12 protein-coding genes are annotated in these 13038 nt (G+C 55.6%); 5 read left to right on the top strand and 7 right to left on the bottom strand.

All coding sequences use genetic code 11. The annotated features are described in order from the left end of the window. Window positions 1–2: 2 nt before the first annotated feature. From guaA to E6C51_RS14220, 3 genes are all read left to right on the top strand, one after another. On the top strand, window positions 3–1565 hold the full coding sequence (gene guaA / locus E6C51_RS14230; protein ID WP_146932333.1) for a glutamine-hydrolyzing GMP synthase: 1563 nt from the start codon (window positions 3–5) through the stop codon (window positions 1563–1565). A 294-nt stretch (window positions 1566–1859) separates the two neighbouring features. Next, a complete protein-coding gene (locus E6C51_RS14225) occupies window positions 1860–3419 on the top strand; it encodes a putative bifunctional diguanylate cyclase/phosphodiesterase (protein ID WP_230987321.1) in 1560 nt (519 codons plus the stop codon). Between the two features lie 138 nt (window positions 3420–3557). Then, window positions 3558–4550 carry an adenosine kinase gene (locus E6C51_RS14220; RefSeq protein WP_146932337.1) on the top strand — a complete coding sequence of 331 codons (993 nt, stop codon included), beginning with the start codon at window positions 3558–3560 and terminating at the stop codon, window positions 4548–4550. On the opposite strand, the gene E6C51_RS14215 is transcribed toward E6C51_RS14220, so the two are convergent. Continuing rightward, window positions 4543–5082, bottom strand: coding sequence for an SH3 domain-containing protein (locus tag E6C51_RS14215; RefSeq protein WP_190236464.1), 540 nt, complete (start codon window positions 5080–5082; stop codon window positions 4543–4545). The two genes, E6C51_RS14220 and E6C51_RS14215, sit on opposite strands and share 8 nt — an antisense overlap. Before the next feature lie 307 nt (window positions 5083–5389). On the opposite strand from E6C51_RS14215, the gene E6C51_RS14210 reads away from it, so the two are divergent. Beyond that, window positions 5390–6394, top strand: coding sequence for a 2-hydroxyacid dehydrogenase (locus E6C51_RS14210; protein WP_146932339.1), 1005 nt, complete (start codon window positions 5390–5392; stop codon window positions 6392–6394). A gap of 29 nt (window positions 6395–6423) precedes the next feature. On the opposite strand, the gene E6C51_RS14205 is transcribed toward E6C51_RS14210, so the two are convergent. The 3 genes from E6C51_RS14205 to recF are packed head-to-tail and all read right to left on the bottom strand — an operon-like array spanning window position 6424 to window position 8855. Then, a complete protein-coding gene (locus E6C51_RS14205; RefSeq protein ID WP_190236438.1) occupies window positions 6424–6906 on the bottom strand; it encodes a GNAT family N-acetyltransferase in 483 nt (160 codons plus the stop codon). A gap of 5 nt (window positions 6907–6911) precedes the next feature. Further along, window positions 6912–7694 (bottom strand): molybdopterin-synthase adenylyltransferase MoeB, encoded by a 783-nt coding sequence (locus E6C51_RS14200; RefSeq protein WP_190236437.1) that lies wholly within the window; start codon window positions 7692–7694, stop codon window positions 6912–6914. Window positions 7695–7727: 33 nt separating this feature from the next. Then, window positions 7728–8855, bottom strand: a complete 1128-nt coding sequence (gene recF / locus E6C51_RS14195; RefSeq protein ID WP_190236436.1) for a DNA replication/repair protein RecF — start codon at window positions 8853–8855, stop codon at window positions 7728–7730. A gap of 266 nt (window positions 8856–9121) precedes the next feature. Here recF and E6C51_RS14190 point away from each other — a divergent pair, with 266 nt between their 5' ends. Continuing rightward, complete coding sequence (locus tag E6C51_RS14190; RefSeq protein ID WP_186827686.1) at window positions 9122–9331, top strand: SlyX family protein; 210 nt, start codon at window positions 9122–9124, stop codon at window positions 9329–9331. Between the two features lie 43 nt (window positions 9332–9374). Here the strand turns inward: E6C51_RS14190 and dnaJ are convergent, their stop codons facing one another. Genes dnaJ through dnaK form a run of 3 tightly spaced genes read right to left on the bottom strand, consistent with a single transcriptional unit; the run spans window position 9375 to window position 12890 of the window. Then, on the bottom strand, window positions 9375–10514 hold the full coding sequence (gene dnaJ / locus E6C51_RS14185; RefSeq protein ID WP_146932350.1) for a molecular chaperone DnaJ: 1140 nt from the start codon (window positions 10512–10514) through the stop codon (window positions 9375–9377). 4 nt (window positions 10515–10518) lie between these two features. Beyond that, window positions 10519–10980, bottom strand: a complete 462-nt coding sequence (locus E6C51_RS14180; protein WP_190236435.1) for a hypothetical protein — start codon at window positions 10978–10980, stop codon at window positions 10519–10521. Next, entirely contained in the window at window positions 10980–12890 is a 1911-nt protein-coding gene (gene dnaK, locus E6C51_RS14175; protein ID WP_190236434.1) for a molecular chaperone DnaK, read from the bottom strand. Before dnaK ends, E6C51_RS14180 begins: the two co-directional genes overlap by 1 nt. Window positions 12891–13038: the final 148 nt, after the last annotated feature.

Genomic DNA, 13038 nt, shown 5'->3' with positions numbered 1-13038 from the left:
CCATGACCCAGATAGCACCTCCCGACAGCGTTCTCATCATCGATTTCGGCAGCCAGGTAACGCAGCTGATTGCACGCCGCGTTCGCGAAACCGGCGTATATTGCGAAATCGTCCCGTTCCAATCCTCCGCTGAAGGCTTTGCCCGCCTCAAGCCCAAGGCGATCATTCTGTCTGGAAGCCCCGCTTCCACGCTGGATGAAAACAGCCCCCGCGTGCCAGACGCGATCTTTGAAAGCGGCCTGCCCATCTTCGGCATCTGCTATGGCCAGCAAACCATGTGCGCCCAGCTTGGCGGCAAGGTGGAAAGCGGCCATCACCGCGAATTCGGTCGCGCCTTTCTGGAAATCGAACAGGATTGCGAATTGTTTGAAGGCCTTTGGTCGGTAGGGTCGCGCCATCAGGTGTGGATGTCCCACGGCGACCGCGTCACCGCCATCCCTCCGGGCTTTCGTGTGCTTGCAACATCGGCCAACGCGCCTTTTGCCTTTATCGCCGATGAAGCGCGCAAATATTACGCGGTGCAGTTCCACCCCGAAGTGGTACACACACCAGACGGTGCAAGGCTGATCCAGAACTTCGTGCACAATGTTGCCGGCATCACCGGCGATTGGAGCATGTCGGCTTACCGCGCCAAAGCGGTTGAGGCCATTCGCCAACAGGTGGGTGACAAGCGGGTGATCTGCGCGCTCTCCGGCGGTGTCGATTCCTCCGTGGCAGCGCTGTTGATCCATGAAGCGGTTGGCGATCAGCTCACCTGCATTCTGGTTGATCACGGCTTGATGCGCAAGAATGAGGCTGCCGATGTCGTGGCCATGTTCCAGGAGCATTACAATCTGCACCTGATCCATGTGGATGCCGTTGATCGTTTCGTCGGTGAGCTGGAAGGGGTGTCTGACCCTGAAACCAAGCGCAAGATCATTGGCCGCCTGTTCATCGAAACCTTCGAAGAAGAAGCCAAAAAGCTTGGCGGTGCGGATTTCCTCGGCCAGGGCACGCTCTATCCCGACGTGATTGAAAGCGTTTCGTTTAGCGGTGGCCCATCGGTGACCATCAAGAGCCACCACAATGTTGGCGGCCTGCCAGAGCGCATGAACATGCAGCTGGTGGAGCCTTTGCGTGAATTGTTCAAGGATGAAGTGCGCGTACTGGGCAAGGAGCTTGGCCTGCCCGACAGCTTTATTGGCCGCCACCCCTTCCCCGGCCCCGGCCTTGCCATCCGCTGCCCCGGCGGCGTGACCCGCGAAAAGCTCGACATCCTGCGTGAAGCCGATGCGATCTATCTGGATGAAATCCGCAAAGCTGGTCTTTACGATGCCATCTGGCAGGCCTTTGCCGTGCTTTTGCCGGTGCAGACCGTGGGTGTCATGGGCGATGGCCGCACCTATGAATTCGTCTGTGCGCTGCGCGCCGTGACCTCGGTGGACGGCATGACCGCCGATTTCTACCACTATGACATGGAATTCCTCGGCCGCGCCGCCACCCGCATCATCAACGAAGTGCGCGGCATCAACCGCGTGGTTTATGATGTGACATCAAAACCACCCGGCACGATCGAGTGGGAATAATATCACACCCCACTCAGTTGTAAGGTGCCGTTAACAGTCCCTGACCGGTATTCAGTCATGATCGACAGAATGCCGGTCAATCTCATAGAGATCTCTATGAGGATGGCTTTTTTTCGGAGAGCATCTGCGATGCCGATCTGTTTACCGCCTGACGTTGAAATACGTTCCACAATCTCTCAATATTTGTTATTTAGCATATTATATTAACGCCAGCTTCACCCACCTGTGTCTATTTTCCAGATGGGCGGCCATGCATCGGGATCAGTCGTCTGAAGGAGATGGCTCGCGGTGAAAATGCAATTCTCTGATCGCAATCGCGCCTTCAAAGACGCCCTGGTGCTTCTTATTGTCGGAATGGCTTTTTGGCTTATAGCCATCGCCCTCAACTTTCATGATCACCTTGATGCATTTTTACACCGGTATGAAGCCTGGCAGCTGGACGAGCTGTTTGATGCCATCACCATCACCGGCTTGCTCGCTCTTGTTTACGCTGGCCGTCGCATTCATGATCTGAAGACAGAGATCCACGTCAAGAACACGATTCAAAGCAACATGGATTGGCTGTCGAACCACGATCCCTTAACCTCCCTGCCCAATCGCCGTGCGCTTCTCAACCACGCTCTTCTGGTCGAGGAGCAGGATCGCAACACGCCCCACGTTATCTATTCTATTGATCTGGACGGGTTTAAAAAGGTCAACGATCTGGCTGGCCCGCAAGGCGGAGATATTTTGCTGCGCGCCGTGGCAAAAAGATTGCAGACCCTTTTGCCCGATGCGGGGATTTTTCGCCTCGGCGGCGATGAGTTTTTGGTGGTCAGCCATCGTCAGGACGCTATGGATTGTCTCAATCTCGGCCACCTTATCGGTCAGACATTGTCAGCACCTTATGATGTGGGCGGTATGACCTCCGAGGTTGGAGCCAGTATTGGTTTTGCGCTCTACCCGGAAAACAGCGCTGACTTCAACGATGCCGTTCACTGCGCCGATGTTGCCATGTATGCGGCCAAAAAGGCTGGCCACAACAATGTTGCAGCCTATGAGCGGATTATGGAGGACCGCGTGGTGCGTCGCGCCGAAGTGGAGATGGCACTGAAAACGGCCATCCGCGAACAATCCATTGTACCCTATTATCAGCCGGTGATTGATTTGAAGACCGGCAAGGTGCACGGATTTGAAGCACTCGCCCGTTGGAAAACCGGCCCTTCCCAATATGTCGCGCCCAGCGATTTCATTGAGTTTGCGGAAAGCGCCGGGCTGATTGTGCCCCTTTCCGAGAGCCTGTTGCGGCAGGCTTGCCTTGATGCTTTGCATTGGCCCGATTCTGTCAGGCTGGCGTTCAACATTTCACCCACGCAATTCTCTGATCGTCAGCTTGGGCTGCGCATCATGTCTATTCTGAATGAGACCGGCTATCCGCCGCAGCGGCTGGAAATTGAAATCACCGAGACCGCGATTATTCACGATGTGGCCGCCGCCGCCAGCATCCTACGGGATCTGCGCGAAGCGGGCATCAGGCTGGCGCTTGACGATTTTGGTACCGGCTATTCCAACCTGTCGCAACTGTCACAGTTCCAGTTCGACAAGATCAAGATTGACCGCAGTTTCATCATCAATTCCGAACGCGATAGCAAATACGCAGACATTGTCCGCGGTATTATGGGGCTTAGTCAGGGACTGGGCCTGGCCACCACCGCAGAAGGAATTGAGGATCGCGGCCAGCTGGCGTTCCTCACGGATCTGGGCTGCGATTTTGGTCAGGGCTATCTCTTCGGCAAAGGACTTCCGGCTGATCAGGCTCTGGCTCTGCTGCTTCGTGACGAGGATTGCCCGATCCTGCGCTCGTTTGTTGCCTGAGGTATGTTGCGTTTCATCGTCCTCAATGAAGCGAGAATGGAAATGCGCGGAAAGACGCGCTGGAAACCATTTTTACTTCCCTGAAACTGAAATTCGTCTATGACAGAAGCGGATTTTAAACCGAGGAACCGGCTTCTTATGACGCAATTCGATGTTCTCACCATTGGCAACGCGATCGTTGATATCATCTCCCGCTGTGACGACAAATTTCTGGACGACAACGGCATTATCAAGGGCGCGATGAACCTGATTGATGCCGAGCGCGCGGTCAAGCTCTATGACCTGATGGGTCCGGCCATCGAAGCCTCTGGCGGCAGCGCGGGCAATACGGCGGCAGGTGTTGCCAATCTGGGCGGCAAAACGGCCTATTTCGGCAAGGTCGCCGATGACCAGTTGGGTGAGATTTTTGCCCATGACATGCAGGCACAGGGCGTTCATTATCAAACCCTGTCCAAGGGCCAGGAGCCACCAACCGCCCGCTCGATGATTTTTGTCACCGAAGACGGCGAGCGCTCGATGAACACCTATCTTGGTGCCTGTGTTGAATTTGGACCTGAAGATGTTGAAGCGCAGGTGGTGGCCGAATCGAAAGTGACCTATTTCGAGGGCTATCTGTGGGATCCGCCACGCGCCAAGCAGGCTATTCTCGATTGCGCCAAAATTGCGCATGATAATGGTCGCGAAGTGTCGATGACGCTTTCAGACAGTTTTTGCGTTCACCGCTACCGCTCGGAATTTCTGGATTTGATGCGCTCCGGTACCGTCGATATTGTCTTTGCCAATCGTCAGGAAGCGCTGGCACTCTATGAGACAGAGGATTTTGCGCAGGCATTGGATCTGATCTCCAAGGATTGCAAGCTGGCCGCCGTTACCATGAGCGAAGATGGTGCCATGATTGTGCGTGGAGACGAGCGCATCCATGTAGCAGCCACCACCATTGGCGAACTGGTCGATACCACCGGCGCTGGTGATCTTTTTGCTTCGGGCTTTCTCTACGGCTACACTCAGGGCCGCTCTCTGGAAGACTGTGGCAAGCTGGGCTGCCTGGCCGCTGGCATTGTTATCCAGCAAATTGGCCCGCGTCCCTTGGGCTCTTTGAAAGATGCCGCAATCGAAGCAGGCCTTATTTAAAAGCCTCTCCCGGATAAGCGCCCCAGATTTCGGTCTGGGTCACCCATCCCTTGGTGCCGTCCACTTCTATACGGCACCAGGTTCCCGAGCATTCCAGCACCTTGGCCAGCACGCCGGGCTGAAGCTTGGCAACAATGCTCGAATTGGTCTGGGCGTCTTGCCGCATATTGACATAGATGTCATTGCCTTTGCCCTTCATCCATGGGGCGGCAAGAGCTGTGCGCTCGCCCGATAGCAAGGTTTGGTTGACCCACCCTTCAGTGCCCTCTGCATCACGAATTTTACGCCAATTGTCGTATTCCTGCGTGATTTCAACCGGCAGGCCGCTGCGCGTATACATCCATGATACGGCATAATCGGTACTGGGGCCAATGCGCAAATTTACCCGTCCGGATTTGAGGCTGACAAAACGCGGCAGCGGCAGGCCGCTTGGTCCCTTGGACGGACCTTGCGCCATGGCATCAACCGCACCGGCCAAAAGAAAGGCGGCGGCGAACAACGTGCAACAGGAGCGTTTTAACCCTTTGGGCATGGCTTTCCACTGGTCTATATCTATCACGAAACCAAAAGCCCCCACCGCCGGTTCCGTCACATGTCGATATTCTTTTGAACAACAAGATGTGTTTGTCTTCGCAGACAGGTTTGATAGAAATTCAATCTTGCGGCATAATTGGCGAAACGGCTTTTGGTTCGCGCAAACATACAGCAGGTTAAACATGAACATACCACAGTTTGCGGCACCAAACTTTGCCAAATATCAGCGACATTGAGCGTAGCTTTGAGGTAAATCATCTCATTATCTTGGTTAAGAACATCTTTACAAGGCATCGAAAGTCTTCATGACCCACAGAAAAAAAACCACGGTTTATATCACGCGCAAGCTACCGGACGCTGTGGAAACGCGCATGCGGGAACTTTTCGATGCGCAACTGAACATTGACGACACCCCGCGGACGCGTGAGCAATTGCTCGAAGCCGTCACCACCTGCGATGTTCTGGTGCCGACAGTGACGGATGTGATTGATGCAGAGCTGATCGAGGCGGCCGGGCCTCAATTGAAGCTGATCGCCAGCTTTTCCAACGGAACAGATCATATTGATGTGGATGCAGCCGCCCGCAAGGGCATTACTGTCACCAATACGCCGAATGTTTTGACCGAAGACACTGCCGATATGACAATGGCGCTTATTCTGGCCGTGCCAAGGCGGCTGGCGGAAGGATCGCGCATTCTGACTGATCCATCGACCGACTGGGCCGGCTGGTCGCCCACCTGGATGCTCGGGCGGCGCATTTGGGGCAAGCGGATTGGCATTGTCGGCATGGGCCGGATTGGCACAGCGGTGGCGCGCCGCGCCAAGGCTTTCGGCCTGTCGATCCATTATCACAACAGAAAACGCGCCAACCCGCAGACAGAAAACGAGCTTGAGGCTACCTACTGGGACAGTCTCGACCAGATGCTGGCGCGGGTGGATATTGTGTCCGTCAATTGCCCGTCAACACCAGCAACCTATCATCTGCTGTCGGCGCGACGCTTAGCTTTGATGCAGCCCACGAGCTATATCGTCAACACCTCGCGCGGCGGGATCATCGATGAGGCCGCCCTTATTCAAAATATCCGCGAGGGCAAAATTGCCGGGGCAGGTCTGGATGTTTATGAAAACGAACCTGCGGTCAATCCGAAGCTGATCAAGCTGGCCGAACAGGGCAAGGTGGTGCTTTTGCCCCATATGGGCTCTGCCACCATTGAAGGCCGCATCGACATGGGCGAGAAGGTGATTATTAATATCCGCACCTATTTTGATGGGCATCGCCCACCAAACAGAGTGCTTCCCGGACGGGATTAGTCCCCATCCACCCAATCTGCTATCATCGGTCAAACAGGACGGATGGGTTTTTCCATCTGGATATAGGTAACCCGATCAAAACCAGGATGACTTTTTTCCGCCACCTTATGAAAACCCCATTTTTCAAACCGCATGTGGTTATTGTCCAGCTCAATGCGGGTCTCTAGCCTTAGCTTTTCAACGCCGCAGGCATGGGCAACACCTTCAGCCGCCTTCAACATGGCCCGGCCAATGCCTTGGCCTTGCAGATTGGGCAACACAGCCACCTTGCCGACATAGAGTATATCCTCGGCATCCTGGCGGCAGAAAAGACAGCCGACGAGCTTGCCATCGATCATGGCGGCATAGCCGATTTCCTCATGGGCCTTTGATTTTAACGTGTCCGCCGTCAGCTTGATGGCCGATGATGGCGGATCAATCCGCGTATGCATATAATCAAAGGCTTCCTGCACCAGGGCCAGAAGTCCTTCCCAGTTTTCAAAGCTCTCGTCGATCTGAACAATGTCTACCACGCGGATCAGCCTTTCCTGTTTTGGTCACGCCGACGATAGTTTATCGTATCGAAGCGGGCGGACAAGCTGTTGTACATTAGCAGACGTCCTACTAACGGTTCACCAATGCCAACAATAAGTTTTATCGCTTCCATGGCCATCAACGTGCCAATCACGCCGGTCAAGGCCCCGATAATTCCGGTTTCGGCACAATTGGGAATAAGCCCCGCGGGCGGCTTTTCAGGAAACAGGTCGCGGTAGCGTGGATAAAGCACCCCATCCGCACCGGCTTCATAGGGCTTAAGCACCGTGAGCGAACCTTCAAATCGGCCAACAGCCCCCGTCACCAAAGGACGCTGGTGGCTCTCTGCGGCGTCGGCTGCGCCATAGCGCGTATCAAAATTATCGGAGCCGTCGATCAACAGATCAAATCCGCGCAGATGGGTTGCAGCAAAAATCGCGTCAAAGCGCTCCTCAAAGCGCATCACCCGCACATGCGGGTTCAACCGGGCGATAGACTGGGCCGCACTTTCGGTTTTTTGCGCATGAATAGTGCCGGTATCGTGAATCACCTGCCGTTGCAGATTGGACAGAGACACGTGATCATCATCGGCAATGCCAAGCGTGCCAACACCAGCGGCAGCCAGATATTGCAACACCGGCGCACCTAACCCTCCGGCTCCGATCACCAACACCTTGGCGGCTTTCAGCTTTTGCTGCCCGACCCCGCCAACTTCCGGTAAAAGAATATGGCGTTGATAGCGTTGAATTTCTTCCATTGAGAGCGGCAGTGTCGGGTTTTGGTCCATCTCTCTCTCCTTACCATTTCAGGCCTTGCCGGTTCAGGGTAAAAGCTTGCCGTCATCCACGCCAATATATTGCGCGCGTTGACCAAGGCTTGAAAACATCTGCACATCCGTGCCTGTCATAAACGCCTGTCCACCGAGCGCGTCAATACGGTCAAACAACGCGGCCCGTCGCCCCTCATCCAGATGGGCAGCAATTTCATCCAACAACAAAATCGGCGCAAAACCGGTCATGGTGGCCACCAGTTCGGCATGGGCCAGAATCAGACCAACGAGCAACGCCTTTTGCTCGCCGGTCGAACAGCGGGCCGCCTCCATGTCTTTATCGCGGTGGCGCACCAGCAAATCACTGCGGTGCGGCCCTTCCAGCGTGCGACCAGCACTGGCATCGCGTCCGCGCTGCATCGCCAGCCGCTCTCGATAGAGATCCTCCAGATCAATGGCTGGGGTCTCCATGCCAACATCATCCAGAAAACCGGACAAGGCCAGATCAGCGACGGGAAAAGGCACATCGTCACGTCGCTGATCAATCAGAGATGATAACAGCCGCATCATTTCATGGCGCGCCAAGGCCATGGCAATGCCCAGCGCCGCCATCTGTTGCTCAAGACCGGAAAGCCAGCTTGGATCAAACCGGCCCTCCCCTAGCAAGCGATTGCGACTGCGCATGGCACGCTCAAAATCGCTGGCGCGGCGGCCATGGGCCGGATCAATGGAGAGCACCAGCCGATCCAGAAACCGGCGACGCTCAGAGGATGAACCGGTAAACAGCCCATCCATGGCCGGTGTCAGCCACAGCATCCTTACATGGTCTGTCAACTCATCCACCGAGCGGCTGGGAGCGCCGTTCAGGCGCAGACGCCGCACGGTGGTTTCGTCCTGCACCTCGGTACCGGTCCCCACATCGACATCGCCAGCCATGCCTTCGAGGCTTGCAAAAATGGAAAAACTACCAAAAGAGCCGACCCGCGCCACCTCTGGCAGGGTTGCGCGGCGCAATCCCCTGCCCGGCGACAAAAAGGACACCGCCTCCATCAGATTGGTCTTGCCGGAGCCATTATTGCCGGTCAAAACCACATGGCGACCATCCAGCGACAGGGAGGCTTGCGCATAATTGCGAAAGTCTGTCAGTTTCAGCCGGGTGATGAACGTTTTCTGCGCCATGCCAATCCATGTGATGCGATCATATATTATTGCCAATTGCGTGTTATAAGCAAACCGTGCTCACACGAAAGACAATTGCCGTTGCAGGTTATATTACAGCAGCTACAGCGCCGCGCGCCAAATATGGCGCACAAAGGACGCTGTAAAACTTTAAATCTACTGCGTAATTCCTTAAATCGATTCCGATTTAAGGAATTACGCAGTAGCACCATATATGGCACACGGCGCTGTAAAATGCACACTCCCTATCAAGACAGGAGCAAATGATGGCTGACGCGGAAGACCGTCTTATCCGGCTGGAAGAGACTGTGGCCTATCAGGCCAAGACCATTGAAGAGCTTTCCGATCAATTGGCCGAACAATGGAAAGTGGTCGAACAGGTGCGCGCCAAGCTGGACCGGCTAACCGAGCGTTTTCTCAATCTCGAGGAACAAACACACGAGGCCGTGCCGATTACCAAACCGCCGCATTATTGAGTGCGTAAAAAGGCCGATGCCGCAAAGCACCGGCCTTTTTCAATCAGCCTTCGAAAAACTCTTTCATCCGGGCAAAGAAGCCGGTGGATTCTGGATTGTTTTCCTTGGACGAGATCTGCTCAAACTCCTGCAACAGCTCACGCTGGCGCTTGGTGAGTTTTTGCGGCGTCTCGATCTGGATCTGGATATAGAGATCACCCATCTGCGCCGAGCGCAGCACCGGCATGCCCTTGCCCTTCAAGCGGAACTGTTTGCCTGATTGGGTGCCTTCCGGCACGCTGACGCGCGATTTCGAACCGTCCAGCGTGGTGACATCAAATGTACCGCCCAATGCTGCCGTGGTCATGGAAATCGGCACGGAGCAATAGAGATCCGCCCCCTCGCGCTGGAAGAACTGATGCGGCTTGACCGACAGGAACATGTAAAGGTCGCCTGACGGACCACCGCGCAAGCCTGCCTCGCCCTCGCCTTGCAGGCGAATACGGGTGCCATCTTCAATACCGGCTGGAATGCTCACCGAGAGCTGACGCTCTTCCGTGGTGCGGCCCTGCCCATGGCACTTGGTGCATGGATCGCTGATCGTCTGGCCGCGACCATGACAGGTCGGGCAGGTGCGCTCCACCGAGAAGAAGCCCTGGCTTGCCCTTACCCGGCCAGAACCCTGGCAGGTGCCGCAAGTGGTTGGCTTGGTGCCGGGTTTGGCACCGGAGCCGGAGCACACATCACAGGTGATCGAGGTTGGAACCCGGATTTGCGCCGTCTTGCCGGTAAAGGCTTCTTCCAGCGAAATTTCCATGTTGTAGCGCAGGTCTGCGCCCCGCTCACGACCACCGGTCGAGCGCTGACGGCCACCGCGGCCACCACCCATCATTTCGCCAAAGATATCTTCGAAAATATCGGAGAAGCCGCCGCCGCCGAAACCGCCGCCCATGCCGCCACCGCCGCCCATACCGCCCTGTTCAAAGGCAGCATGGCCGAAACGATCATAGGCCGCCCGCTTCTGGGGGTCTTTCAGCGTTTCATAGGCCTCGTTGATCTCTTTAAATTTCTTTTCCGACTCGGCATCGCCCGGATTTTTATCCGGGTGGTACTTCATCGCCAGTTTGCGAAAAGCGCTTTTCAGCTCTTTTTCGTCTGCGGTTTTTGACACGCCAAGTGTCTCGTAAAAATCTGCTTTTGCCATGATCTTACAAAGCTCTCAAAGCCTTAGCCACGCCTGCGTGGTTGCCTGTCTTTTGCCCGGCCTGTACATCACAGGCAGACATGTCCCTGTCAAAATCAGCAGCCGCTTGCCGCGCATCTCCCATCAACAGCTGCCTCTCTTTGCCGCGCTGCGCGATGGCCTCTGAAAGAGAGGTGCCCGCAAAGCCAAGAGAATGAGCCGCCAGATCGCAAGACGAAATCTGTCCGCCTGCTTTCTTGCGCTTCAGCGCATCCTCTATCAACGGTCCAAGACTGCCAACGGTTCGGCGCAAAAGCGCCGTATCATGCGCTGAAATTGCTTTGATCATTGCTTTTTCGGCATTGCTGATGCGCGCATGCAGATCGCTGCTCGATGCCGCATGGGCGGTCAGGCTGCCAGCCAAAGCAAATGCGGCTGGCCCGAAGGCCAGCCATCTGAGGAGATTTTGTCGCGACGAAGACCGCATTAAGCCGACTTCTTCGTGCTATCATCCTTCACTTCTTCGTAGTCGGCATCAACAATGCCGTCATCGTGGGAGGCCGCACCTTCTGCGCCGCCTTCAGCCTGCTGCGATTCGTAAATCGCCTGACCCAGCTTCATGGACACTTCCATGAGGGTCTGGGTTTTAGCCTGAATGTCTTCAGCATTTGGCTCAGAGGCTTCAACGGCTTCCTTCAGGCTGGCAATCGCATCTTCGATCGCTTTGCGGTCATCGCTCGATACCTTGTCGCCATAATCCTTCACCGACTTCTCAGTGGAGTGGATCAGGCTTTCAGCCTGGTTCTTGGCTTCAACAACGGCGCGACGGTTCTTGTCGGCTTCAGCATTGGCTTCAGCATCCTTGACCATCTTCTCGATGTCAGCATCCGACAGACCGCCAGAGGCCTGAATGCGGATCTGCTGTTCCTTGCCGGTGCCCTTGTCCTTGGCGGAAACCTGCACAATACCGTTGGCGTCGATATCGAAGGTCACTTCGATCTGTGGAACGCCGCGGGGCGCTGGTGGCAGGCCAACGAGGTCGAACTGACCGAGCAGCTTGTTGTCAGCTGCCATTTCGCGCTCGCCCTGAGACACGCGGATGGTCACAGCCTGCTGATTGTCGTCAGCGGTCGAGAACACCTGGCTCTTCTTGGTCGGGATCGTCGTGTTACGGTCGATCAGACGGGTGAAGACACCGCCGAGGGTTTCAATGCCGAGCGACAGCGGGGTTACGTCGAGCAGCAGAACGTCTTTGACGTCGCCCTGCAACACGCCAGCCTGAATAGCTGCACCCATGGCCACCACTTCGTCCGGGTTCACACCCTTGTGTGGTTCCTTGCCGAACAGCTGCTTCACAACTTCCTGCACCTTCGGCATGCGGCTCATGCCGCCAACCAGAACAACTTCATCAATGTCAGCAGCCGTGACGCCAGCATCCTTGAGAGCTGCCTTGCACGGTGCAACAGTGCGCTGAACCAGATCGTCCACCAGGTTTTCAAACTTGGCGCGGGTCAGCTTCATGGTCAAATGCTTTGGACCGGAAGCGTCAGCCGTGATGAACGGCAGGTTGATTTCGGTCTGCTGCGAAGACGACAGTTCGATCTTGGCCTTTTCAGCGGCTTCCTTCAGGCGCTGCAGAGCGAGCTTGTCGTTTTTCAGCTCAATGCCCTGCTCCTTCTTGAATTCTGCTGCCAGATATTCAACCAGACGCATGTCGAAGTCTTCACCACCGAGGAAGGTGTCACCGTTGGTGGACTTCACTTCAAACACGCCATCGCCGATTTCCAGAACGGAAATATCGAAGGTACCACCACCAAGGTCGTAAACAGCGATGGTCTTGCCTTCGGTCTTATCAAGGCCGTAAGCGAGAGCAGCAGCGGTTGGCTCGTTGATGATGCGCAGCACTTCCAGACCGGCGATGCGGCCTGCATCCTTGGTGGCCTGACGCTGGGCGTCATTGAAGTAAGCGGGAACGGTGATAACGGCCTTTTCGACCTTTTCGCCGAGATAGGCTTCTGCCGTTTCCTTCATCTTCTGCAGGATCATCGCAGAGATCTGAGCTGGCGAGTAACCCTTGTCATTGGCCTGAACCCATGCGTCGCCATTGTCGCCCTTGATAATGCCGAACGGAACAAGGCCCTTGTCCTTTTCAACGGTCGGATCTTCAAAACGGCGGCCGATCAGACGCTTGACCGCAAACAGCGTGTTGGTTGGGTTGGTGACAGCCTGGCGCTTGGCGGGCTGGCCAACAAGGCGCTCGCCATCATCCGAGAAAGCCACCATGGAAGGCGTTGTGCGAGCGCCTTCGGAATTTTCAATTACCTTGGAATCCTTGCCGTCCATGACGGCCACGCAGGAATTGGTCGTGCCAAGGTCAATACCGATTACTTTAGCCATTTTATTCTCTCCTTGAAGCAGGCTGTCAGAACCCCAACAGGCATTCAGTGACAACCCCTCGACGTGCATGGTCTACGGGAATGCGCAGCTGCGCTGCCTTATGCGGGCTATATAAGAAGCGGAATTTGCGACTGCAAGGCACCAAATT

The organism is Gillisella terrae (genome assembly GCF_004801395.1).
Taxonomy (GTDB): Bacteria; Pseudomonadota; Alphaproteobacteria; order Rhizobiales; family Rhizobiaceae; genus Allorhizobium; species Allorhizobium terrae.
The sequence above is the reverse complement of the archived record's forward strand: the minus strand, read 5'-3'. Positions and strand labels throughout refer to the sequence as shown.